Below are 22,981 nucleotides of genomic sequence, written 5' to 3' on the forward strand. Positions count from 1 at the left end.
CGGCAATTCACCTGTGGACGACTGTGCACACGAGGCACTGGGGCGTGGCTAGCGTTCGGGCCATGTCCTCATCCCCCAATGACGCTCGTCTCGTGGCGATTCGGTGCGGCGACAACATGTTCGACGTCGCGCTGCCTGGCGACGTGCCGCTGTCCGAGATGATGCCCGCGCTCTGCGAGTTGGGCGCCGTGCCCGCCGCCCAGGCCACCCACGTGAGCACCCCGTCGGGTCCGCTGGACTCGTCGCGGACACTGGCCGAACTCGCGGTCGCCGACGGCACGCTGCTTCTGCTCGGCACAACGACTCCCGCACCCCGACGGCGTCCCGCGACCGACGCCGCCGAAACGGTCGCGCAGTGGGCGACGAGCCCGCAGGCCCCGCATCTCGTGGCGCCCGCCGTACTGGCCGCGGTGCTCGTGTTCGGCGCGGTGGCCGCGGCCGCGGCGCTCCCGCACGCCGCAGGCGCACCGCGACTCCTGCTGGTGGCCGCGGCGGTCATGGCGGTCGCACTGCTCGGTGCGCGGTGGCGGCCCGACTCCGCGCAGGTGGCGATGCCCGCGGCGATCGCCGCGGGAGTGCTCACGGTGGCGCTGCTGCCCGCGACGATCCTCGGAGCGCACCTCACCACGGCCACCGTCGCGGCGGGCGCCGCAGCGGCAATGGTGATGGCGACGGCGGGCCGCATCGCCCCCCTGGTCGCCCGGGCGCCGGACGACGCCGCTGCCCTGCTGCGCGCGCATCGGCACGTCGTCAGCGGTGCAGCCGGGGCGACGGCGGTGTCGGCACTGAGCACGGTTCTGTGCGCAACGGGGTGGTCGCACGTCGTCTTCGGCGTGCTGGTGGCCTCGGTGCTGCTGGCCCGGACCTACCGGTGCGCGGCCGCTCCAGCGGGCGGACTCCCTCGCGCGCTGACGGCATGCGAGAACGCACTGCTGGTGGCGGTCCCGCCGGCGGCGGTCTGGGCGTGCGGCGGTTACGGCGCTGTGAGCGGCGCGCTGTGATGCGCACGGTTGCCGCACTGCTCACCTCGGCCGTGCTGGCGGTGGCCCCAAGCGCGCTCGCGCCGACGGCGCATGCGTTGACGCCGCCAGTCGTCGATCCGAGTCTGCTGCCGGAACCCGCTCGCCCTGTGCCGCCGCGACCGACCGTGCAGCGCGACGCCTGCGTCATCGGAAGTGCGGTGAAACCCGCTGCCGCACAGGGCTCTCCGCTGAGCGCGCTGGGTATTGACACACTCTGGACGCTGACCCGGGGCGAGGGGCAGCGCGTCGCCGTGATCGACACCGGCGTGGCACCACACCACCGATTGGGGAAACTCGAGGGTGTCGGCGACTACGTCGCCTCTGGCGACGGCACGCAGGACTGCGATGGGCACGGCACGGTCGTGGCGGGCCTGATCGCGGCCGCACCCGATTCCGCCGACGGGTTCTCCGGTGTGGCGCCCGCGGCGACGGTGCTCAGTGTGCGTCAGTCGAGCACCAGATTCGGCCCGGCTGACGAGCCCGCGACGTCCGGGTTCGGCGACGTCGACACCATGGCCCGCGCCGTCCGCGTCGCTGCTGACAGTGGTGCGACCGTCATCAACATCTCGGTCGTGGCGTGCGCGGAGGGCGACCTCGCGGACCGCGCACTCGGCGCCGCACTCGCCTACGCCGTGGACACCAAGGACGTCGTCGTGGTGACAGCCGCGGGAAATGTCGGTGGCCCCGTCCGCTGCCCCCGGCAACCCGAAGGTCAGGCCGCGCAGTGGGACACCGCCACGGTGGCGGTCAGCCCGGCCTGGTACGACGACTACGTCCTCACGGTCGGGTCCGTCGCCGTCGACGGAGCCCCGTCCGCGTTCACCCTCGCCGGCCCGTGGGTGGATGTCGCCGCGCCCGGTGAGGCTCTGGTGTCACTGAGCGCATCTGGCGGCGGCCTGGTGGACGCGCTGCCGTCGGCCGCCGGAGATGCTCCGATCTCGGGGACCAGTTACGCCGCGCCGATCGTCAGCGGGCTGGCCGCCCTGATCCGGTCGCGGTTCCCCGAACTGACGGCGCGCCAGGTGATGCAGCGCATCGAGACCACCGCGCATCGCCCAGCCCGTGGCTGGGATCCGGCGGTGGGAAACGGCGTCATCGACCCGGTCGCCGCGTTGAGCAGCGAAGCGCCCACGACGCTGACCGAACAGCCGGAATCGCTTGTCGAGGTCACGCCCGCTGCCACCGGCGATGACCGCGCGCGGACCATCGCCGTGGCGGGCGCGGGGGCCTGCATCGCGGTGGCGATCGCGGCGTGGGGATCATCAGCCGTGCGGCGGCGCGGCCGCGGCGACGTCTCGCCGCACTGACGCCGCCGCGCGGGACAACTCGGGCCCTTCGGGCAGCGCAGCGACCAGCGGCCACGGGCCCGGCACGGGGTGTTCGGGTAGGCCCAGCAGGCCCGCGGCTTCGGCGTCGACTCCGAACCGGGCCCCGGTGTCGGTGACGAGCACCCCGGTCCCGGGCCCACGCTCGGGCCGCACGTACAGGCTTCGGCCGGGCGGGACGGACACCTCGTCGAGCGCTGGGCCTGCGTCGTCGGCCTGCGCAAGCCGGGCCGGAACCCTCCCGTTGGGCAACGGGAGCGCGTCAGAGGTGGTGACAGTGACGCGTCCGGAGTCCCAGTGCACGCACACCCATTCGCCTCCTTCGCCAGGCCGGTCCAGTCGGTCTGGATAGCTTGAGACCGCAAGCGCGCCGACGACCGGGACTGCGGTCAGGGCGTCGGGAGACAGGATCGGTATCACACGGGCTCCACCCGCGGTGCGGATCAGGTCGGCGGCGAGTCCGGACACGGACTGAACCCCTCCCGCAAGCACCACGAAATACTTTGGTCCCGAGGACCTTTCGATCCGAACCACATCCCCGATGCGCAGTCCGGGCAACTGCGCGGGCCCCGGATTACCCGCCCCGGGGATGTGCGGGGCCACCAGCGGCGGGGCCTCGGGCAGCGTGTTCAGCAGGGTGGCCGACACCGGCACGGGTTCAACCTGATCAAGTTGCAGTGCACGCGACACCGCCGGGTCGGCGACGTCCACCACGGCCCGGGTGCCGGCATACAGCAGGTGCGTGGTCCCGGTCGGTCCGGTGACGAACACCGCCTCGCTGCCGGCGGGTGAGTCGGACGGCATCGGTGCGCCTACGAGGACGACCGTGCGGGGCCCGTCACACACGGTCCAGGTCGCCTCGTCGCCGTCGAGGCTGGTGCCGACCTGTGCCGGTGCACCTGGGATGCCGAGCGTCGCACCGCGTTCGAACGTCGCCAGGGCATCGGGTCGCACCGCACGCGGGCCGCCGCCGTGGCGCGTGATCAGGCGCGCCGAGGTCAGGTTGAGAACGGGATGCAGCGTCTCCTCGATACGCACGTAGAGCGCGCCGTCGTCGCGGTCCATCAGGATCTGGGCATCCCCCACATCGGTACCGGGACGCAGCATCGACAGCGCAACGCTGCCGACCAGGCCTGCCGTGGCGACGACGGCGCCCGTGCCGATCCAGAACGACCTCGCCCGTGGCCCGTCGGGCCCACCGCGGGCGACGCCGCGGTCCAGCGCGCGTTCCATGCGCCGCGCCAGGTAGCGCCGGCCATCCGCCGGAAGGGTCACGGTCCGACCGTAAGTGGACCGTGCCGATGAGGTGTTCGACGATCCCCAGGCTCAGCGCCAGCGGGCCCAGACGTAGGGCACCAGTGATCGCAGGAAATCCAGGTCCGGCCCGGCGTGGGCGTCGGCGAACGCCTCCTCGAAGTAGTCCTCGGCTGTGAGCAGGATTCCCTCGGCAAACTCGGAAGTGAAATTGATGCAGTCGTAGTCGTCCATGAGCGCGCGAATGGTGCGCACCATGTCCTCCGAACGTTCGGCGCGGTGCAGTCGCAGGTAGTCGCGGACGAAGTCACGGTCGGAGCCGGTCGCCGTCGCCATCAGGTGCACCAGCGTGAGAGTGCGTTTGCCCTCGTAGAGATCGCCGAGGATCTCCTTGCCGTACATCGCCTCGTCACCGATGAGGTTCAGCAGGTCGTCCCGGATCTGAAAGGCGGCGCCGAAATGGAACCCGAACCGCACCAACGCCGAGAGCTCGGCCTGCCCTCCCGTCGCGATGATCGCGCCGACCCGCAGGGGATGAATGGTGGTGTACCAGCACGTCTTGTGCATGATCAGGTTGAGATAGTCCTCGGGACCGAGATCGACGATCTCGTCCAACTGCCAGCCGGCTTCGGTGGCCTGCCCCTCCAGCGTCCGTAACGCCATGGTGTCGAACTCACCCCACACCAGTTCTGCGAGGTCGCGATCCAGCCGTCGAGTGGCGCGGCGCAGCACCTGACCGGCGACCACCGCCAACCCGTCGCCCGCGTTCAATGCGGCGGCCACCCCGTGCTCGGCAGCCAAGGTCGGCCGGCCGCGGCGCATCTCGCTGCCGTCCGCGATGTCGTCGTGCACCAGGAATGCGTTGTGCAGCAGCTCGATTGCCACCGCCACGCCGAGCAGGTCATCGGCGCTGCCGCCGAACGCGCGGCCGGACGACATGCACAGCGCGGGCCGCAGCGCCTTTCCGGGCCGGGCGGGGTATTCACGCATCGGCCCGTACAGCCATTGCACGGGGTCACCGTCTGGCATGGCGTCCAGCATCGAGTTGCGCACCACCCGGCCGACCTCCCGCAGGCGGGTCTCGACGCTCGAGATCAGGCCGGTCCGGTCAGCGGTACTGGTCATCTAAAACGTCGCCCACCACGTGGTTTCCTCCCCCGATGGCGCATCATGGACGCCAAGTACCGCTTATGCTAAGCCCGACACCGCTCGGGGGGGTCACACATGGTGGAACCGCAGGCACAGCTGGCGTGTTTCGGTGCGATCGATGAGGCACTGCCCAAATGCAGCCCCGGCACCGTGCAGATGGTCGAGGAGCAGCTTCCCGGTGTGACCCGGCCCGGGCGGCGCGGGTGGTACGGCGAACTGCAGCGCTTCCTGTCGAAGAACGAGGACGCGCTGCGACCCGTGGACGGAGAGCAGCCCGCGTCCGTCATGTTGCCGGATTTCGCCGACGCGGTGTCCATGGTGTTGGACGAACCCCGTGAACGGATCCTGGGCACCGAACCCGTCGCGGTCCGCGCGCCCACCGCGCAGGACCTCATCGAGGACTGCGCCAGCAACGCCTCGTCCCTGATCCGGGCCTCCACGGTGATCAACAAGATCGTCGAGGCGGAGAACGGCACCCACGTGTTCGGCGAGAAGGCCGCCGACGCGCTGCTCTTCGATGGCAATGTCGACCCCCTGGCCGTGGTGGTGAACCACGCGACCGCGCTGCCCGAGGACCGCAGCGTCGAGATCGCCTCGAAACTGCGGGCCTCCACGTCTCGCGCGGAGGTCGATCAGACCCTGCGCGAGATGGTCAACGAGGACCCCGACACGGTGTCGCTGCGCATTGAGGATCACTACACGGCCAGGCTGCGGAACCTGAAGGGCCGGTGGTCGAGCATCCTTTCCTCGGACTGGCAGCGGCCCGAACTCACGCTGGAACAGTTCAAGAGATTCATCGAACCGCGCAACTGGCATCTGCTCTATGACTTCTTCTCCGCGATGGAGTGGAATCGGCCGCAGACGTCCAACGGATGGACCCGAATCCTGGAGGTCGTCAGCCCCGACCCCCTCGATCGGTGGATGCTCAAGACCACGCTGCGGTACTGGAAGACGGAGACCAGAGACGGCGGAATCTGCATCAACTACGACCTCGCGGAGCTGCGGGATCCCCACGACTCCAGGCTGGTCGAGGTCGACAACGGCTACATCTGGATCACCAACCTGGACCGGGACGATCCGGACGCCGGAGTGCGGGTTCGGGCCAGCAAGGAGCTGCGCATCCGCGGGCTGAGCCCCACCGCCACGGCGGCCCTCGGGATCTACACCGGCTGGCCGGACGCGGCGGCCCAGCTGCTCACCGCGAAAGCCGCATCCCCTCCCGACGGGTGCATCGAGTTCGGTCCGGTCTCCCCCACCGAGGAGCCGGCCCATGCCGGCCCACACGAGGGCGCCGACACATCAGATACCGATGAGCTGGGCCAACCCACTGCTCCCACAGAAGCGCCCGATCTTCCCACCGGATGGCGCGAGGCACTGCTGGACAACGCGCAGACCCAGGCGCTCGAGTTCACCCAGACAGTGTCAGACCTGACAAAGGAGACGGTGAACAAGTGGAGTGACGGCATCAAGCCGAGCGACATCATCGATATCGGCACCGACTGGGGAACCACGCTGACGGACTTCGCGATGTCATCGTTCGAACAGGCCGTCAACACCGTGCGCCCGCCTTCGAAGGAGTCACCGTGACCACAGACGACGGGTCCAGATCTGAATACGACCCGATCATCGAAGGTGTGCAGGAAGCTGCCGAGAAGGCGCTGAAACGCGCCACCAAAGTGGCCACTCAGGCGTCCCGGAAGATCAACAGAGAGGAGTACACGGCCCGCGACCTCATCCTGACCATGACGGAGATGGTCGAGATCGCCGCGACCGGGGGCGCCGAAATCACCAGGCGGTCAATGACAAACACGCCACCCGGCCTCAAGCAGGTCGCCGAGTACTCGCGTGCCGTCGGGCGACGGTTCATGCAGGAGGCGCGCGGTGTCTCGTCCGACGCCACCGCGAGGATCGACAAGGGCACCTACGATGTCGACGATGTGGTGATGTCGATGACCAGGCTGGTCGATTTCGCCATCGTCGGCGGCCTCGAAGTCGCACAGACCCTGTTCAGCGGTCCGGCCCAGTTCGATGCCGGGATTGTCGAGATACCGATCGACGTGCCCCCCGGCGAGGCGGGCCACAAGCCCAAGCTCGGAGCCGTCAAGGTGTGCCGCTACGGCGACGACGAGAAGACCAGAGTCCCCTCTCGCCGAATCACTTTCGAGCCTGCCCCACCCGACGAGGCCGGGGGGAACTACATCCTGAGGTTCCGTACCCGCGAATTGCCCAGCGGGGTATACACAGGGACCGCGGTCGTGGACGGTCAGACCGTCGGCTTCGACTTCTCGGTTGACGCCACCTGATCCTCAGCGGTCGTTGAGTTCCGAGGCCACCACGAGCAGCACGGGCAGCCAGACGTCGGGCTGCCCGTCGGCCAGCAGTGTCCCCCGGTAGCTTCCCGGTGCATGGTCATCGGCGACATCCACTTCGATGATGATGCCGCGACTGGACCGGGCCGGCATCGCGACCACGTCGGGTTCGAAACGCACACAGTCACTTTCGATGACCGCACCATCGTGGGCCAGCAGGTCGCTGCACCGCAGCCGCACCTTGCCCATATCCTCGGGACCACCGTTGTGCAGCCACACCTCGGTCGAGACCGCGCCCGGCCCATCGGCGTTCAGGACCACCTGTCCGGCGGCGTCTGACGTCCGCAGGTCGAACATCGCCGGGCCCGACGTGGCCTGCTGGGCGAATGTGTCTTTGACGGAGTTCGCGAGTTGGCCGAGCATGCTCTGCCAGGTCCCGAGCGCGCGCTCCACGTCGATGCCGCCCGGGGCTGACGGGCCGCCTTCCGAGGTGTCCTGTTGTTCGGACCGTGACTCTGACTCCGGTGCCGAGAATTCAAGATCCGCAGCCATACTGATGAAGCGATCGACGACCTCCCGGGCCGCACGGAAGCCGCGCGCCTGGACCGCGCTCAGCGCGCGCGCGTTCACCACCGGATCGAAGACGGCACCCCACGGAAGATCGGCAATGCTGCCGTCCTCATACACCGAATCGGCCATCTGTTCCCCCTCGATGAACCTCCACATACGCGCTGTACGACGGTATGCTAATTCCGCACCGCGGGGGAGGTGGGGGAATGCCGGTCCAACACTCTGTACTTGCGCTCTATGGCGCGGTCAGTGACGCGCTCTTTGAGCTCAACAGCCCGGGTGGGCCAGACGGCCCTGAGGCCGACCAGGCACGGGAGCAAGCCCGCAACATCACCGGGTTCGCCGGAAGCACCGGCGAAATCGGTTGGTACGGCGAACTGTTCAGGTACTTCAGTGATCACCCCACCGAGCCCACGGCCGAACCCGAACCGCTGATCCCACCAACGCTCGAGGACGCGGTGCAGGAGTTCGAGGGAATCGTCGACGGCGGCATCACCTCGGACGAGGACGGTCTGGCGCCCTCATGGGCAAGCCGCGCAATCGAAGCGGCGTTCGTGCTCGACAATGTCCGACGGGCGACCGATCCAAGCGGGGAGTTCGACCCCGTTCTCGACCTGGTGTTGGCGGCGACACCTGTCTTCCCCGGTATCGACGGCGGTGTCCTGGGCAGGGCGGCCGCGACGGCGTTCGCCGAGACGATCCGGGCCCAGAACATCACCACACTGCGGGGTCTGCACAAGGCACTGAAGACCAACAGCCCGCTGCATCCGGCCATCGCGACAGCGACCATCGACCCCCGGTTGCGCAAGGTCAAGGACGAGTACTGCGCTGTCGTCCGAACCTCGGTGAAGTGGCCCGACGTCACGCTGGCCAAGCTGAAGCGCGGAATCAGCCCCGTCAACTGGAACAAGTACTTCAGCGGCTTCTTCTGCGAAATGACAGCAGAACCCTCAAACACCTACGGTTGGACGCCGATTCGCGAAGAGGTGAGCGGCGAATGCGGTCGCTACCGGCTGCGGACGCCACTGAAGTTCTGGAGCGGACTTCAGGGCTCCGGACTGTTCCTCAACTATGACTTCGACACCGGCAGCGGATGGCCCCAGGCCGACAAGATGGTGCTGGTGGACAACGGCTACATCTGGATCACGCTGTTGGACCCGAGTGATCCCGACGCCGGGGTGCGCGTCCGCACCAGCAAGGAACTGCTGATCAGCGGAATGAGTGCCACCGCGCTTGCGGTGATGGCCAGAACCATGGGCTATGCCACCAACGCCACCGACATGTTCCGCAAACTGCAGGCCTACAAGGGCGCCCTCAAGGACTTCACGGCGTCGGTGGCCCCACCCACGCCGGTCCCGCCCAAGGACACCTCGACGACGTGGCCCGTGGTCATCCCCCAGCTTCCCGCCGACATCCGCGACGAGATGTGCCGCGACACCAATCGGGTTCTCAAAGGCAGCCTCGACGACGCCAACCTGTGGTTCCACCAGTACATGAATCGGTGGAACGACGGCATCGACGCCGACGATTTCGACGATCTCACCAACCTCATGAGCGCCCTGTTGCGCGGGCGCACGAAAGACGCCTTCAACACCGCGACGGAGAACTTTCGGCCGAAGCCCACCGCGGGCTCAACACCCTAGGAGCGACCGATGGAAGATCCCGCAGTCGTCGCCAACCGCCTGACCCAGACCGCCAAGGGAATCGCCGATCAGGCCCGGGCCATCGCCACGCAGGCCATCGCCGAGTCCGCCGACGTCTCGACCTACACGACCGGCCAGTTCATCGACTCCTTCACCAAGTCCGTCGACCTCGCCGTGCGAAGCGGGATCCAGCTGACCAAGGACGTCATCGACCGGCCCCCCGCCAAGCCCGATCCTGGTGAAGAGGGGCGTCGGCAGGTCGCCGACGTCATGGAGTCCATCGGACGCCGGATGATCCGGCAGGCGGGGGCCGTCGCCCGAGATGCCGCCGGCGAGTTCGAGAAGAAACCCAACAGCCCGGACGTCTGGACGAGGTCGATGGTCAAGTTGGCCAACATCTCGCTGCTCGGCTCGATCGAACTGGCCGAGACCGCCCTCATCGGACCGGCGAAGTACGAGCGACCCGTCACCCTCTCCGATAGCTTCGTCGCTCCGGGCAGCGTGGACCGGCTGCTCCGTCTGAAGGTGGGGGAACCGGGCGGTGGCCTGCGCCGGCCGGGCACGTCCGACGAGATCCCGGCGGCCCTGGTGTCCTTCCATTTCGCGGGGAAGGGCGGCAACAAGCCGCTGCCGCAGGACGTCCTGCCCAAGGACAAGAAGAGATTCCGGATCGGCGTTGATCCCCGGCCACTGGTCAGCGGCATCTATGTGGGTACGGTCGAGGTCGTGGTCGGCGGGAAGACGACCACGACGGTCCCCGTCGAGATTGCGATCTGACGTGACGGAGACATCTCGCGCGTGACGGACCGCAGAAAGAAGGTCGCCATCCTCGGTGGCGGCATGGCTGGACTGACCGCAGCATGGCGCCTCAGCGAGCCCGGTTGGCAGGACCGCTTCGAGTCGATCACGGTGTATCAGCGCGGCTGGCGTCTCGGCGGGAAGGGGGCCTCAAGTCGCGGCGAGAACGGCCGCATCGAGGAGCACGGCCTGCACGTATGGCTGGGGTCCTACGAGAACGCGTTCACGCTCCTGCGTGAGTGCTATGCCGAACTCGACCGTGCCACAACGGATCCAGAGAGCCCAATCCACACCTGGGACCAGGCCCTGGTTCCCGCCAATGATCTGGGTGCCGCCGACTTCTTCGACGACGAATGGCAGGTGTGGCTGGGCCGGTTCTCGCGCACCGCCGATCAACCGGGCGACCCCGATCCCGACAAAGGACCGTTGACGGTGATCGGGTTCTTCGAGCGGACAATGCAACTCATCCGCGATCTGGTGGAGTCGATGAAGACTGAACCCGACACGGGACTGACGCTGTCGGTGTCCCCGACCCCGCCCAAACCCGCCGGCACACTGCTGCAGACAGTGCAGCGCGCCGTCCTCGCGGCCACCATCGCGATGCTCAACCCACGCCCGCAGCACGAAGCGGGCACCGACCTTCTGGGACAGGTCCTGGACGCGGTTCGCGAGACGCTCGATTACGAACGGCGCACCGACCATCGGCGAACGTGGATCCTGATCTCGCTGCTCACCGCGACCGCGCGCGGGATGATCGTGGACAACCTGATGACTGACCCGCGCGGGTTGCGCGCCATCCAGGACGAGGACTTCAGCGATTGGGCACTGCGCCACGGTGCGCACCCCGACACCGTCGACTTCCCCCTGGTTCGGGCCATGTACGACATGGTGTTCGGTTGGGACAAGGCCGATCCCGACAAGCCCGCGTTCGGCGCCGGACTGGGTGTTCTGTTCACCGGGGTGATGCTGTTCCGCTACAGGGGCGCGATCTTCTGGAAGATGACGGCCGGCATGGGCGACGTCGTCATCGCGCCGCTGTATCAGGCGCTGCGCGAGCGCGGCGTGGCCTTCGAGTTCTTCCACCGTGTCGATTCATTGCACCTCGACACCCCTCACCATGCGATCGAATCGGTGACGCTGGGCAGGCAGGTACGTCTGGCCGCCGGTGTCGAACGCTACGAACCGCTCACCACGGTCGGCGGACTGCCGGTCTTCCCGGATCGCCCGTTGGCCGATCAGATCGAACCCCGCGAGGGCCTTGCGAGCCTTGAATCCCATTTCGGGAGCCGCGACGACGTCGAGACTCGTGTCCTGCGCCGTGGTGTCGACTTCGACCAGATCGTGTTGGCGGTGTCGCTCGGAATGCTGCCGATCATCGCGGACGAACTGATCGAGGACCGCCCCGAGTGGCAGGACATGACGACGAAGCTGCACACGGTCGCCACACAGGCGTTCCAACTGTGGCTACGGCCTGACCACGAGACGCTGGGCCTGCGCTGGCCGGGCGCGACGATCAGCGGATACGTCACGCCCTACGACACGTGGGCCTCGATGCCCCAAACGCTGTGGGCCGAGCAGTGGCCCGACGATGACAAGCCCGGCACGGTCGCCTACTTCTGCGGCCCGTTGCACACCGATTGGCCCACCTCGCGTGAGGACGCTGAGTTCGCCGCCGAGTGTGAGCGCCGCGCGCAGTCCGAGATTCTCGACTACCTGCAGGACCACGTGCGACTGTTCTTTCCCAACGCGGTGACCGAGGACGGTTTCGCGTGGCACATGCTCACCGGAGTGAACGGCCACCGGGGCAGCGCTGCGCTGGCAACGCAGCACGTCAGCGTCAACATCGACCCCTCCGACCGCTATGTGCAGTCGGTACCGGGGACCGACCGCTATCGACTCCGACCAGACGAGAGCGGCTACGACAACCTCGTGCTGGCAGGCGATTGGACTGACTCCGGAATGAACGCCGGTTGCATCGAATCCTCGGTTCTGTCGGGCCTTCAAGCCGCCAACGCGGTACTCGGCCGAGGCCGGCACCACCGCATTCGGGGGTTCTACATTCCTTGAGGATTATGTGAGCGCCGACGGCGCGGATGACGCGCCCGAAAAAATTGACTGCGCAACTTCGCCGCTGTCGGGTCACAATCAGTCTGTGGACGGCAGCCCGGGGCGGCGGCAGGCTGCGATCGATGAACTGCTCGACCGCGCTGTAGCCGCAGTCAACAGCGGTGATCGCGAAGCAGCACGCGATCTCGCGGGACAGGTGCTGGCAGTGGACAGCACCAACGCCGACGCCGAAGATCTGCTGGTCGCGCCCATGGAGGACGGCGAACTGCGCCGCCTGACCATCATGTTCGCAGACCTCGTGGACTCGACCGCGTTGTCGACACGCATTGACCCCGAGATCTACCGCACGGTCGTGGGCCGCTACCGCGACGAGGTGCTGCGCACCGTCAACCACTACGGCGGTCACATCGGCAACACCAAAGGCGACGGGCTTCTCGCGGTGTTCGGACACCCACGCGCGCACGAGGACGATGTTCGGCGCGCCGCGCAGGCCGGTCTGGACATCACCAGGGCCATCGACCAGCTGAGCTCCCGGGTCAACCGCAGCTTCGGCTTCGAGATCGACGTTCGGGTCGGCATTCACCGCGGGCTCGTCTATCTCGACACCGCTCAGGACGACGTCTACGGATTCGCGGCGAATCTCGCCGCCCGGATGTGCAGCGTCGCCGAACCGGGCACCGTCGCGGTCTCGGATGCGGTGGCGAGCCTGATCCGCGACAGCTTCGAGCTCGAGGCCCGCGCTCCTCAAGCGGTCAAGGGTGTCGACGGAGAAGTGGTGCCCTTCCGGGTCATCTCCGAACAGGACGCCGTCTCGGACACTCAAGCGGGGCCGATGATCGGCCGCGAATCCGAACTCGCGGCCCTGTCGGATCGGTGGAGTGAGGCCGTTGCCGGCAGCTCGACGACCCTGAGCATCGCGTTCCAGGGGGAACCGGGCATCGGAAAGAGCCGCATCGCCCGTCATGCGCTCACACTGGCCACCGACGCCGGCGGCGTCCCGCTGGAACTCGTCGGGTCGCCGTTCCACACCGACGTCGGTATGCATCCCGTTCGCAAGCTGCTCGAGCGACGCTGCCACATCCGCAGGACGACCGGGCCGGGCGAACGGCTGCAGAACCTGTGCGACGAGGTGGCGGCCAGAGGCCTCGACGTGGAGACCGTGGTGCCACTGCTCGCGCCTGTCCTCGGCATCACGCCAGACCACGGCTACCGACCCGCTGCCGCTGAGGGGCAGCGCCTGCAGGAGCGCATCGCGGGTGCGATCACCGAGTACCTCGTCGCGTGTCTCGACGGCAGGCCCGGGGTCCTGCTGGTGGAGGACATGCACTGGTTCGACCAGAACACCACCGCCCTTGTCCGTTCACTGCTGCACGCCAACCTCGGTCGCCTGCTGGTGGTGGTGACGTCGCGCGACCGCGCCTCGCTGCCCGAGTGCACAGAGACCACCGTGGTGGAGCTGAAACCGCTCACCTCCGGCGAGACCGACCGCCTCATCCTCGCGCTGCACCCCGATTCGTCCCTCACCGAACGACGAGCCGTCCGGCGGCGCTGCGACGGTGTGCCGTTGTACATCGAAGAAGTGGTCGCCAAGATCAAGAGTTCGCCGTCGCAGACCGACTCCGATCAGCAGGTGCCCGACTCGCTCTACGAAGCACTGTTCGCCCGGTTGCGGGCGAGCGAACGCTCACTTCGGTTCGTCGAAGCCGCAGCCACCGTGGGAGACCACTTCGACCGTGCCGTCGTCCGTTCTGTGATCGACGTGTCCGAGGACGAGGTCGACAAAGTCATCGGCGAACTCGAAGACAGGCTCGTGCTGCAGCCGGTGAGTGAAGATGTCTGGCGGTTCCGGCACGAACTCCTCCGAGAGGTCGCCGCGGAGCTGCCGCCACCGAGCATTCGGCGCAGACTGCACGGCCGAGTCGCGGAGGCCCTCACCGCGGAATCCAGCCACGGTGAACCGGACTGGCCTTTGATCGCGCAGCATTTTGAGAAAGCGCGCCGGTACGACGAAGCCACCTCCGCGCACCACAAGGCGTCCTCTGCCGCCCGTCGGCGCGGTGCACTGAGCGAGGCGCGCAGCCACCTCTCGAGTGCGCTCGCACAACTGAGCCTGCTGGCACCGGGCCCCGAACGCGATCACCGCGAGGTGAGTCTGCTTCTGCGCCATGGCTTTCTCACTGCGGCCGCCGAGGGCGCAGGCAGCGCACAGGCGGCCGCGGACTTCGAGCGCTGCCTGATACTGAGCGGCACCGACCCGCATGCCGATGAGTTGTTCGCCACCCTGATGGCACTTTTCACCTACTACGTGAACCGAGCGGATCTGCAGCGGGCCGATGCGGTGGTGACCACGTTGCGGGTCGGTGTTGACGGCGGCCGGGACTGGTGGCGCTCGGAGAATCTCGCCGGTGCCGGGGTCGTGTGCTGGCTTCGCGGCGAATTCGACAACGCGGCAACCCATCTCGAGGAAGCCGCGAGAATGGCGACGGCACGCGGCGACCACAATATCGAAGCTGAGTGGTTCGCCCCCTTCGATCCAATGGTTCTGGATCTCACGACCCTGGCTCAGGCCCGTTGGGTCCGTGGCGATCTGGCAGGCGCTGACGATGCACTGCGACGGGCCACCGCGCGCGCGGCCGAACTGGACTTCCCGCAGGGCCCGTTCAGCCACTGCTACGCCCGTTACGTCGAAGCCACGATCGCCGTCGAGGCCGGCCAGGCCTCCCGCGCACTCGAAGCCAGTGCCGACATCAGTTCCGTTGGCGCACAACATGGCTTCGACCAATGGATCGCAGCGGGCGCGTTGATGAACCAGTGCGGCGGGGCGGTGACCACTCTGCGGGCCGAACCCCCGAACCCTGTCGCACTGGAGATTCCGATCCAGATGCTGATCGGCTGGGTGACCGCGTGCCGGGCTCTCGAGACCAGGGGATTTCTCACGTCATTCGACGGGTTCCTGGCACGGCTTCTGCTCGCGGCGGGACAACCAGCAGAAGCGCGCCGACGGATCGAAGACGGCCTTCAGTTGGCTCGCGACACGGGAATGCACTACTACGACGCCGAACTGCTTCGCCTGCGCGCCCACACGCACACCGACCCGGCGCAGGTTCAGGCCGATCTGGAGGCGGCCCGGAAGTCGGCGTCGCGCACGGGTGCCAACGGTTTCGCATTGCGCGCCGCGCTCGATGAGCATCGACTGCGCGGGCCGTCCGCACTCGACTCCCTGCGCTCGGCCGTAGAACGGATGCCGGCCGACGGAACATGGCCGGAGGTCGAGATCGCGCGGGGAATCGTGCGGGGAATCGTGGACGAGGCGGACGCTCACAGCACGCGGTGAACCTCGTACTCAACCCTGCCCCCTTCGACCGCATGCCCACGGGCCACGAAGGTCGAACGGTTCACCCAGGAATAGCGCGGATCACCTGTCTCCAGGCGCGGCGCCGTTCGGAAGTACTGGTCTTCGTATCGGGTCCCGCCGCCGGTGGCCAGCGCTGAGGCGACGACCTCGTTGATCTCGAGCAGACCGAAGTACTGCACGAAGATCGAGGCGCCGTCAAAGGTCTTGAACTGCAGACGGACATCGATGCGGCCGTAGCCGTCGGCTCCGACCAGAATCCAGTCGCCCCCGCCTGAAAGCACCTCGCCCTTGAGGCGCTCACCCGTCACCTCGCCACCGACCACCTCGAAACAGAGCCGCTGCCCGAGAGGTCCCGGTCCGACGTCGACAGCGGGATTCAACTGCGCCCAAAAGGTGAATTCATGCGACAGCTCAACGCCCATTGCGCCCCCCACGCTCGGCTGATCCCCCCACGATAGAGCCATCGACACGCCTATGACCCGGCTTCCGCTAGCCCTGGTTCGCGCGCCGTTCGCGGTAGGCCGCCACGTGCTGCCGGTTGCCGCAGTTGCCCGTGTCGCAGAACATCCGCGAGCGGTTGCGCGACAGATCGACCAGCACAGCCGAACATTCGGGCGCCGAGCACGTCTTGAGCCGGCGCAGTTCGCCACCGCGGATCAGGTCGGCCAGGGCCATCGCCATCTCGGCACCCATCCGCTGGGCCAGTGGATCGTGGATCGAGGCCAGGTGCAGATGCCACTCGGGCATCTCCGGGTGCCGGGTCAGCCAGGGTGAGGCCCTGGTGTCGGACAGCAGCGCGTTGACGGCGGCCACCGTGCGCTCCTCCTCGTCGGCACCGGCCCAGATCTGGCCCAGCCGTTCGCGCAGTCGATGCACCTCGGCGAGCTCGTTGTCGTCCCGGTCGCGCCGCCCGGTCCACCCGTACCCGTCGAGGTACGCGTCGAGCGTGGACTGATCCCCGAGCTGCTCCCCCTCGACGCGGTCGCTGTTGACCAGCGCACTCGCCGCACGAAGTGTGAGCTCCGTGTCATGAGTGAAATTCAATTGACTCATGACTCCTCCCTGTCCTATGGTCATGACCAAAGTCGATTTTACTCATTACATGGATTTCCACGGGATTCCCGCAGGTTAAGGGGCCGCAATGCTGACGACAAAGTCGAGCGTCAACCACTTCCGCGTCGGACTGATGTTCGCCGTGGCGTCCGCGCTGAGCTTCGGCATGTCCGGCCCCTTCGCCAAGGCGCTCATGACCGCGGGCTGGAGTCCCACTGCCGCCGTCACCGCCCGCCTGGTCGGCGGCGCCGTGATGATGGCGATCTTCGCGAGCTTCGTCCGGCCCCGATGGTGGGCCGAGGCCCGGCGCCACCTCAAGACGATCGTGATCTACGGCGCCGTCCCGATCGCGGGCGCGCAGTTGTGCTACTACAACGCGGTCGACCACCTGTCGGTCGGAGTCGCGCTGCTCCTGGAGTACACCGCGCCGATCCTCGTGGTCGGCTGGCTCTGGGCCACCACGGGCCGGCGCCCCACCGGCCGCACACTGGCTGGCGTCGCGCTGGCCACCGCGGGAATCATGCTGGTGCTCGACGTCTTCAGCGGCGCCCACATCAACGCGGTCGGCGTCATCTGGGCGGCGGGCTCCGCGGTCTGCGCAGCGTGCTACTTCATGATGAGCGACACCACGGCTGCCACCCCGGACACCGAACCGCTGCACCCGATCACACTGGCCGCCGGCGGCCTGATTGTCGGCGCCGTGACCGTCACGCTCCTCGGTGCCACCGGAATCATGCCGTTCACCGTGACCTCGGCACCTGTCACCGTCGCCGGATTCACGACGTCGTGGGTGTTTCCCGCGCTCATGTTGGCGCTGGTCAGCACCGCGGTGGCCTACACCCTGGGCATCGTCGGCATCGCGATGCTGCGGCCGGGCTTCGCCTCCCTGGTGGGCCTGGCCGAGGTGCTGTTCGCGGTGCTGTGGGCCTGGCTTCTGGTCGGCGAGGCGATGACGCCGATCCAGGCGATCGGCGGTGCGGTGGTGCTCGCCGGGCTGGCGTTGGCCCGCACCGGCGACCGGACCGCGGCCTCCGTGGGCAGCCCAACTGACGACATCCAGCCAACCGCGGCCGCCTCCACTCGCTAGCATCTTCGCTGTGTCCGCATCCAGCCTCCGCAGAATCGTCTCTCTGACTGGTGCCGCACTCACCCTGGCGCTCGCCGCCACCGTGTTGCCGGCCACTCCCGCCCCCACCGCAGCGGCCGAAGGCTGCCCCGACATCGAGGTCGTGTTCGCGCGAGGCACCGACGAACCCCCAGGCCTCGGCCGCGTCGGGCAGGCGTTCGTCGACTCGCTGCGCGGACGCGTCGGGGGCCGCAGCGTCGGAACCTACGCCGTCAACTACCCCGCCTCGTGGGACTTCCTCGCCGCCGCGGGTGGAGCCAACGACGCCAGCGGCCACATCCAGTGGATGATCGCGAACTGCCCCGACACCCGACTCGTACTGGGCGGGTACTCGCAGGGCGCCGCGGTGATCGACGTGATCGCGGCAGTCCCGGTGCCCGGGGTCGGCTTCACCGCGCCCCTGCCCCCGAACACCCCTGAGCACGTCGCGGCGATCGCGGTGTTCGGCAACCCGTCGACCAGACTGGGTCTGCCGCTCACGACCAGCCCGGTGTGGGGATCGCGCTCCATCGATCTGTGCATCGCCGGCGACCCGGTGTGCTCGGGCGGTGACGACATCCCCGCGCACAGCAACTATGGCCCCGCAGGCCTGACCAGCCAGGCCGCCGCATTCGTGGCCGGCCTGCTTTGACGCCAAATTCGGTTAGACAGTTTAGATATGTGAGGATGACCCCATGCGTCTGATGCGAAGGACCGCCGTCGCGGCGTTGTCGGCTCTGACACTTCTCACCGGGACTGCCGCGGTGTCGGCAACTGTCGCCACGGCCACGGCGGAACCGTGCCCCGACGTCGAAGTGGTCTTCGCGCGCGGCACCAGCGAGCCGGCCGGGGTCGGCCGGGTCGGGCAGGCACTCGCCGACCAACTGCAGGGTCAGCTCGGTGGCCGCAGCGTGGGCACCTACGGCGTCAACTACCCGGCGACCTACGACTTCATGGCGGCTGCCGACGGCGCCAACGACGCCACCAACCGCATCTCCGTGATGGCCCAGCAGTGCCCGTCGACGCGGATCGTGCTCGGCGGCTACTCGCAGGGCGCCGCAGTCGTCGACATGCTCGTCGGGGTCCCGCCGTTGGGCAACAGGGTCGGCTCGGTGGGCTCGGCTCCCCCGCTGCCCGCCAGCCTGCGGGAAAATGTGGCTGCCATCGCAGTGTTCGGCAACCCGTCGGCGAAGTTCGGAGTACCGGTGACGTCCGGCAACCTGGGCGGCCGTTCCATCGATCTGTGCAGCGACGGAGACCCGATCTGCTCCGACGGTCGCAACCCGTTCGCGCACACGAATTACGAGTCCGGACCCATGATCGGCCAGGCCGCGGGCTTCGTAGCCCAACTCGTTTAGCGCGCGTTCGCTACCATTGACGCCGTGGGCTTCCGCCGTCGTAGCGCTGGATTCGGGGCAGGCGTTCTCGCCGTCATGTCCCTCTTCGTCACACCCCTGGTGATTCCGCATGCCGCGCAGGTCATTCCAACCGCCTCCGCGGCGTGCTCCGACATCGAGGTGGTGTTCGCCCGCGGTCGGCTTGAACCGCGCGGCGCGGGGCAGATTGGAAACGCGTTCGCCAACGGTCTGCGCTCCAAAACCGGACGCAGCGTCAACCTCTATTCGGTGAACTATCCCGCCAACAGCGAGGTGGACATCGGCGCGAACGACATGAGCCGCCACATCCAGGGAATCGCGAACTCCTGCCCCGACACCCGCATCGTGGTCGGCGGGTACTCGCTGGGCGCCGCGGTCACCGACGTGGTCCTGGCCGTCCCGATGCCGTTCTTCGGTTTCACGAATCCGCTGCCCGCCAACGCGGAACAGCGCATCGCGGCAGTGGCACTCTTCGGCAACGGGATTCAGTGGGTCGGGCCGATCGGCAACTTCAACCCGGTCTATCGCGACCGGACCATCGAGTTGTGCCACGGTGACGATCCGATCTGCAACCCGACCGATCCCGAGAATTGGGAAGCCTATTGGCCGGACCACCTTGCCCCGGCGTACATCAACGCCGGAATGGTGAATCAGGCCGTCGACTTCGTCGTGGGCCGCCTGTAGCCCGACCTACAGGTCGTCGGCGCTGCGCACGTCGCGCGTGACGACGTTGCGCGCGGTCAACTGATCGTCCGGCGGATAGTCCACACCCACCAGGGTCAGGCCGCGCGCCGGGGCGGCCGGGAATTCGCTCGAGCGCGCCGTGGCGCCGAGCAGACCGCCGATCCAGTCCGGGTCGCGCCGCCCCTCCCCCACCGCGAGCAGCGCACCCACGAGGGAGCGGACCATGTTCCAGCAGAACGCATCCGCGGTGACGTAGGCACGCACCTGAGTACCCGTACGCTCCCACTCCAGTCGCTGCAGTTCCCGAATGGTGGTCGCACCCGGTCGATGTCGACAGAACGCGGCAAAATCACGCAGTCCCATGAGTTCTGATGACGCCGCGTTCATCGCCTCGAGATCCAGCGGACGTGGCCACGGCGTGACGAACCTGGCCTCCTGCGGGTCGACCCCGTACGGCGCCGTCGACAGCCGATAGACGTAGTGCCGGCGCAGCGCCGAGAACCGGGCGTCGAATCCCGCCGGCGCGCGCCGCACGTCGCGCACCCGCACATCGGTGGGGAGGAACCGGCCCAATCTCCGCACCAGCGCGAGGAACTCGGGTTCGCCCGGACGGGGCGTGCGCGAGTAGGCATGCACGAGCGCCTCATCCGGCACGTCGACGTGTGCGACCTGACCGGTCGCGTGCACACCGGTGTCGGTACGCCCCGCGGCCCGCACCACCACCGGCACGCGGAACACCGTCGTCAGCGCCTCATCGAGTACACCCGCCACGGTGCGCTGTCCGGTCTGGGCCGCCCACCCGGCGAAATCCGTGCCGTCGTAGGCGATCTCAAGCCGCAACCTCACCGGGCGGTGATCTACGCGAACATGCCCGCCACCGGAATCGGTGACGGGCATGTTCATCGGATGACTACTTGTCGTCGTCAGCCTTGGCTTCCTCGGCAGCAGCCTCGGGGGCCTCCTCAGCGGCAACCTCGGTGGCCTCCTCGGCCGGAGCCTCGGTGGCCTCTTCGGCCTTCTCCTCAACCTTGGCCTGCGAAGCTGCGGCGCGACGGGCGCGGTCGGCCTCGGAGGTCACGGTCTTCTCCCGCACCAGTTCGATGACCGCCATGGGGGCGTTGTCGCCCTTGCGGTTCTCGACCTTGATGATGCGGGTGTAGCCGCCGTTGCGGTCTGCGTAAAAGGGGCCGATCTCCGCGAACAGGGTGTGCACGACATCCTTGTCACGGATCTTCTTGAGCACCTCGCGGCGGTTGTGCAGATCGCCCTTCTTGGCGTGGGTGATCAGCTTCTCCGCGTACGGCCGCAACGCGCGGGCCTTGGGCTCGGTCGTCTTGATCCGGCCATGCTCGAAGAGCGAGGTGGCCAGGTTGGCCAGAAGGGCCTTCTGGTGCGAGGACGACCCGCCGAGGCGAGGACCCTTAGTGGGCTTGGGCATTGCGACTTCTCCTAAATGGGGCCGGCCCCCGTATCAGGTAGGACCGGGACGGATCTCTTGCGAGATGTGGTTAGAGCTTGTTCGGTTTCCCGCTACAGCTGTTCGGTTTCGGCATAGTCCTGGTTGTCATCCAGGTCGTAGCCGGCATCGCTGTTCCAGGTGCCGGTGGCGACGTCATAGCCGGCGACCTCGGACGGATCGAAGGTGGCCGGGCTGTCCTTCAGCGAGAGACCCAGCTGATGCAGCTTGATCTTCACCTCGTCGATGGACTTCTGACCGAAGTTCCGGATGTCCAGCAGATCGGACTCCGTGCGGGCGACGAGCTCGCCCACCGTGTGCACACCCTCGCGCTTGAGGCAGTTGTACGACCGCACCGTGAGGTCCAGATCATCGATCGGCAGCGCGAAGCTGGCGATGTGATCGGCCTCGGCGGGCGACGGCCCGATCTCGATGCCCTCCGCCTCGACGTTGAGTTCCCGTGCCAGACCGAACAGCTCGACCAGGGTCTTGCCTGCCGACGCCAGGGCGTCACGCGGGCTGATCGAGTTCTTGGTCTCGACATCGAGGATCAGCTTGTCGAAGTCGGTGCGCTGCTCGACGCGCGTGGCCTCCACCTTGTAGGTGACCTTGAGCACCGGGGAGTAGATCGAGTCGACCGGGATGCGGCCGATCTCGGCACCAGAGGCCTTGTTCTGCACGGCAGGCACGTAACCGCGGCCCCGCTCGACGACGAGCTCGACCTCGAGCTTGCCCTTGTCGTTCAGCGTCGCGATGTGCATGTCGGGGTTGTGCACCGTCACACCCGCGGGCGGAACGATGTCACCCGCGGTGACCTCACCCGGTCCCTGCTTGCGCAGGTACATCGTGACCGGCTCGTCCTCTTCGGACGACACGACCAGGCCCTTGAGGTTCAGGATGATGTCGGTGACATCCTCCTTGACCCCGGGCACGGTGGTGAACTCGTGCAGCACACCGTCGATGCGGATGCTGGTGACCGCTGCGCCCGGGATGGACGACAGCAGCGTGCGCCGCAGCGAATTGCCAAGGGTGTAACCGAAACCCGGCTCCAGCGGTTCGATGACGAACTGGGAGCGGTTGTCGGCGAGAACCTCTTCGCTCAGTGTGGGTCGCTGAGAAATCAGCATGGTGTTTCTTCTCCTTCTCGGCACCCGCTATTTGATGCCGGTCGGTGCTCCGCAGAGGGTCTGCGGAACCTCTTACTTCGAGTAGAACTCGACGATCAGCTGCTCGGAGAGCGGCACGTCGATCTGCGCACGCTCGGGCAGCTGGTGCACGAGGATGCGCTGACGCTCGCCCACGACCTGCAGCCAGGACGGGATCGGCCGGTCACCCGCGGTCTCCCGCGAAATGATGAACGGATCCGTGTTCAGCGACTTGTCCTTGACGTCGATGATGTCGTACTGCGACACCCGGTAGCTCGGGATGTTCACCTTGACACCGTTGACGGTGAAGTGACCGTGGCTGACCAACTGACGGGCCATCCGGCGGGTGCGCGCGAGGCCGGCGCGGTACACGACGTTGTCCAGCCGGCTCTCCAGGATCCGGAGCAGGTTTTCGCCGGTCTTGCCCGACTTGCGGTTGGCCTCTTCGTAGTACTTGCGGAACTGCTTCTCCAGCACTCCGTAGGTGAAGCGAGCCTTCTGCTTCTCCTGGAGCTGGGTGCGGTATTCGCTCTCCTTGATCCGCGCGCGGCCGTGCTGGCCGGGCGGGTAGGGACGCTTCTCAAACGACTGATCTCCCCCGACCAGGTCAACGCCGAGGCGGCGCGACTTGCGGGTCATCGGTCCGGTGTAACGAGCCATGAGTCTGTAC

The 22,981-nt window shown here is 67.6% G+C and carries 21 protein-coding genes; 12 read left to right on the top strand and 9 right to left on the bottom strand.

Annotated features, from left to right (window positions below):
- Positions 1–62: 62 nt before the first annotated feature.
- Together G6N34_RS18540 and mycP are read left to right on the top strand one after the other, a co-directional pair.
- Positions 63–1,001: an EsaB/YukD family protein gene (locus G6N34_RS18540; RefSeq protein WP_085149471.1), complete on the top strand. Its 939-nt coding sequence runs from the start codon at positions 63–65 to the stop codon at positions 999–1,001.
- Entirely contained in the window at positions 1,001–2,329 is a 1,329-nt protein-coding gene (gene mycP, locus G6N34_RS18545) for a type VII secretion-associated serine protease mycosin (protein ID WP_085149474.1), read from the top strand. Before G6N34_RS18540 ends, mycP begins: the two co-directional genes overlap by 1 nt.
- On the opposite strand, the gene eccB is transcribed toward mycP, so the two are convergent.
- Together eccB and G6N34_RS18555 are read right to left on the bottom strand one after the other, a co-directional pair.
- Positions 2,285–3,622, bottom strand: coding sequence for a type VII secretion protein EccB (gene eccB, locus G6N34_RS18550; protein WP_234812753.1), 1,338 nt, complete (start codon positions 3,620–3,622; stop codon positions 2,285–2,287). The genes mycP and eccB overlap by 45 nt on opposite strands.
- Before the next feature lie 51 nt (positions 3,623–3,673).
- Positions 3,674–4,726, bottom strand: coding sequence for a polyprenyl synthetase family protein (locus G6N34_RS18555; protein WP_085149477.1), 1,053 nt, complete (start codon positions 4,724–4,726; stop codon positions 3,674–3,676).
- A 99-nt stretch (positions 4,727–4,825) separates the two neighbouring features.
- Here G6N34_RS18555 and G6N34_RS18560 point away from each other — a divergent pair, with 99 nt between their 5' ends.
- Positions 4,826–6,337, top strand: coding sequence for a hypothetical protein (locus G6N34_RS18560; protein ID WP_085149480.1), 1,512 nt, complete (start codon positions 4,826–4,828; stop codon positions 6,335–6,337).
- On the top strand, positions 6,334–7,053 hold the full coding sequence (locus G6N34_RS18565; RefSeq protein WP_085149482.1) for a hypothetical protein: 720 nt from the start codon (positions 6,334–6,336) through the stop codon (positions 7,051–7,053). Before G6N34_RS18560 ends, G6N34_RS18565 begins: the two co-directional genes overlap by 4 nt.
- A 3-nt stretch (positions 7,054–7,056) precedes the next feature.
- On the opposite strand, the gene G6N34_RS18570 is transcribed toward G6N34_RS18565, so the two are convergent.
- On the bottom strand, positions 7,057–7,758 hold the full coding sequence (locus G6N34_RS18570) for a hypothetical protein (RefSeq protein WP_085150073.1): 702 nt from the start codon (positions 7,756–7,758) through the stop codon (positions 7,057–7,059).
- Positions 7,759–7,835: 77 nt separating this feature from the next.
- Between G6N34_RS18570 and G6N34_RS18575 the strand changes: the two genes are divergently transcribed.
- The 4 genes from G6N34_RS18575 (at position 7,836) to G6N34_RS18590 (ending at position 15,471) form a co-directional block, all read left to right on the top strand.
- Positions 7,836–9,272: a hypothetical protein gene (locus tag G6N34_RS18575; RefSeq protein WP_085149485.1), complete on the top strand. Its 1,437-nt coding sequence runs from the start codon at positions 7,836–7,838 to the stop codon at positions 9,270–9,272.
- Between the two features lie 9 nt (positions 9,273–9,281).
- Positions 9,282–10,049, top strand: coding sequence for a hypothetical protein (locus tag G6N34_RS18580; protein WP_085149487.1), 768 nt, complete (start codon positions 9,282–9,284; stop codon positions 10,047–10,049).
- Between the two features lie 21 nt (positions 10,050–10,070).
- Entirely contained in the window at positions 10,071–12,137 is a 2,067-nt protein-coding gene (locus G6N34_RS18585; RefSeq protein ID WP_109788306.1) for an FAD-dependent oxidoreductase, read from the top strand.
- Between the two features lie 85 nt (positions 12,138–12,222).
- Positions 12,223–15,471, top strand: a complete 3,249-nt coding sequence (locus G6N34_RS18590) for an ATP-binding protein (RefSeq protein ID WP_234812754.1) — start codon at positions 12,223–12,225, stop codon at positions 15,469–15,471.
- Here G6N34_RS18590 and G6N34_RS18595 read toward each other — a convergent pair.
- Complete coding sequence (locus G6N34_RS18595; protein ID WP_085149490.1) at positions 15,456–15,914, bottom strand: DUF3237 domain-containing protein; 459 nt, start codon at positions 15,912–15,914, stop codon at positions 15,456–15,458. The two genes, G6N34_RS18590 and G6N34_RS18595, sit on opposite strands and share 16 nt — an antisense overlap.
- Positions 15,915–15,981: 67 nt before the next feature.
- Positions 15,982–16,536 (bottom strand): CGNR zinc finger domain-containing protein, encoded by a 555-nt coding sequence (locus tag G6N34_RS18600; RefSeq protein ID WP_085150079.1) that lies wholly within the window; start codon positions 16,534–16,536, stop codon positions 15,982–15,984.
- Between the two features lie 97 nt (positions 16,537–16,633).
- On the opposite strand from G6N34_RS18600, the gene G6N34_RS18605 reads away from it, so the two are divergent.
- The 4 genes from G6N34_RS18605 (at position 16,634) to G6N34_RS18620 (ending at position 19,710) form a co-directional block, all read left to right on the top strand.
- Complete coding sequence (locus tag G6N34_RS18605; protein WP_085149492.1) at positions 16,634–17,632, top strand: EamA family transporter; 999 nt, start codon at positions 16,634–16,636, stop codon at positions 17,630–17,632.
- 10 nt (positions 17,633–17,642) lie between these two features.
- Entirely contained in the window at positions 17,643–18,302 is a 660-nt protein-coding gene (locus G6N34_RS18610) for a cutinase family protein (protein WP_085149495.1), read from the top strand.
- 43 nt (positions 18,303–18,345) lie between these two features.
- The gene (locus tag G6N34_RS18615) at positions 18,346–19,008 is read left to right on the top strand and encodes a cutinase family protein (protein ID WP_234812755.1); all 663 of its coding nucleotides are present in this window, start codon (positions 18,346–18,348) and stop codon (positions 19,006–19,008) included.
- Between the two features lie 75 nt (positions 19,009–19,083).
- Entirely contained in the window at positions 19,084–19,710 is a 627-nt protein-coding gene (locus G6N34_RS18620) for a cutinase family protein (protein ID WP_085149498.1), read from the top strand.
- A 6-nt stretch (positions 19,711–19,716) separates the two neighbouring features.
- Here G6N34_RS18620 and truA read toward each other — a convergent pair whose 3' ends face one another.
- The 4 genes from truA to rpsD all read right to left on the bottom strand — a co-directional run bounded on the left by truA (position 19,717) and on the right by rpsD (position 22,971).
- Positions 19,717–20,613 carry a tRNA pseudouridine(38-40) synthase TruA gene (truA, locus tag G6N34_RS18625; RefSeq protein ID WP_085149501.1) on the bottom strand — a complete coding sequence of 299 codons (897 nt, stop codon included), beginning with the start codon at positions 20,611–20,613 and terminating at the stop codon, positions 19,717–19,719.
- A 7-nt stretch (positions 20,614–20,620) separates the two neighbouring features.
- On the bottom strand, positions 20,621–21,148 hold the full coding sequence (rplQ, locus tag G6N34_RS18630; RefSeq protein WP_085149505.1) for a 50S ribosomal protein L17: 528 nt from the start codon (positions 21,146–21,148) through the stop codon (positions 20,621–20,623).
- Between the two features lie 92 nt (positions 21,149–21,240).
- Positions 21,241–22,293 (bottom strand): DNA-directed RNA polymerase subunit alpha, encoded by a 1,053-nt coding sequence (locus G6N34_RS18635; RefSeq protein ID WP_085149508.1) that lies wholly within the window; start codon positions 22,291–22,293, stop codon positions 21,241–21,243.
- 72 nt (positions 22,294–22,365) lie between these two features.
- Complete coding sequence (gene rpsD, locus G6N34_RS18640) at positions 22,366–22,971, bottom strand: 30S ribosomal protein S4 (RefSeq protein ID WP_085149511.1); 606 nt, start codon at positions 22,969–22,971, stop codon at positions 22,366–22,368.
- Between the last annotated feature and the right edge of the window lie 10 nt (positions 22,972–22,981).

The sequence above is a fragment of the Mycolicibacterium confluentis genome (assembly GCF_010729895.1).
Classification (GTDB): domain Bacteria; phylum Actinomycetota; class Actinomycetes; order Mycobacteriales; family Mycobacteriaceae; genus Mycobacterium; species Mycobacterium confluentis.

Excerpts from the sequence above, each read along its gene's own strand:
- G6N34_RS18605 (WP_085149492.1), top strand. The coding sequence starts at position 16,634 with ATGCTGACGACAAAGTCGAGCGTCAACCACTTCCGCGTCGGACTGATG.
- G6N34_RS18635 (WP_085149508.1), bottom strand. The coding sequence starts at position 22,293 with ATGCTGATTTCTCAGCGACCCACACTGAGCGAAGAGGTTCTCGCCGAC.
- G6N34_RS18540 (WP_085149471.1), top strand. The coding sequence starts at position 63 with ATGTCCTCATCCCCCAATGACGCTCGTCTCGTGGCGATTCGGTGCGGC.
- truA (WP_085149501.1), bottom strand. The coding sequence starts at position 20,613 with ATGAACATGCCCGTCACCGATTCCGGTGGCGGGCATGTTCGCGTAGAT.
- G6N34_RS18595 (WP_085149490.1), bottom strand. The coding sequence starts at position 15,914 with ATGGGCGTTGAGCTGTCGCATGAATTCACCTTTTGGGCGCAGTTGAAT.
- G6N34_RS18555 (WP_085149477.1), bottom strand. The coding sequence starts at position 4,726 with ATGACCAGTACCGCTGACCGGACCGGCCTGATCTCGAGCGTCGAGACC.
- G6N34_RS18575 (WP_085149485.1), top strand. The coding sequence starts at position 7,836 with ATGCCGGTCCAACACTCTGTACTTGCGCTCTATGGCGCGGTCAGTGAC.
- G6N34_RS18580 (WP_085149487.1), top strand. The coding sequence starts at position 9,282 with ATGGAAGATCCCGCAGTCGTCGCCAACCGCCTGACCCAGACCGCCAAG.
- G6N34_RS18570 (WP_085150073.1), bottom strand. The coding sequence starts at position 7,758 with ATGGCCGATTCGGTGTATGAGGACGGCAGCATTGCCGATCTTCCGTGG.
- G6N34_RS18620 (WP_085149498.1), top strand. The coding sequence starts at position 19,084 with ATGTCCCTCTTCGTCACACCCCTGGTGATTCCGCATGCCGCGCAGGTC.
- rpsD (WP_085149511.1), bottom strand. The coding sequence starts at position 22,971 with ATGGCTCGTTACACCGGACCGATGACCCGCAAGTCGCGCCGCCTCGGC.
- mycP (WP_085149474.1), top strand. The coding sequence starts at position 1,001 with ATGCGCACGGTTGCCGCACTGCTCACCTCGGCCGTGCTGGCGGTGGCC.
- G6N34_RS18560 (WP_085149480.1), top strand. The coding sequence starts at position 4,826 with ATGGTGGAACCGCAGGCACAGCTGGCGTGTTTCGGTGCGATCGATGAG.
- G6N34_RS18615 (WP_234812755.1), top strand. The coding sequence starts at position 18,346 with ATGCGTCTGATGCGAAGGACCGCCGTCGCGGCGTTGTCGGCTCTGACA.
- rplQ (WP_085149505.1), bottom strand. The coding sequence starts at position 21,148 with ATGCCCAAGCCCACTAAGGGTCCTCGCCTCGGCGGGTCGTCCTCGCAC.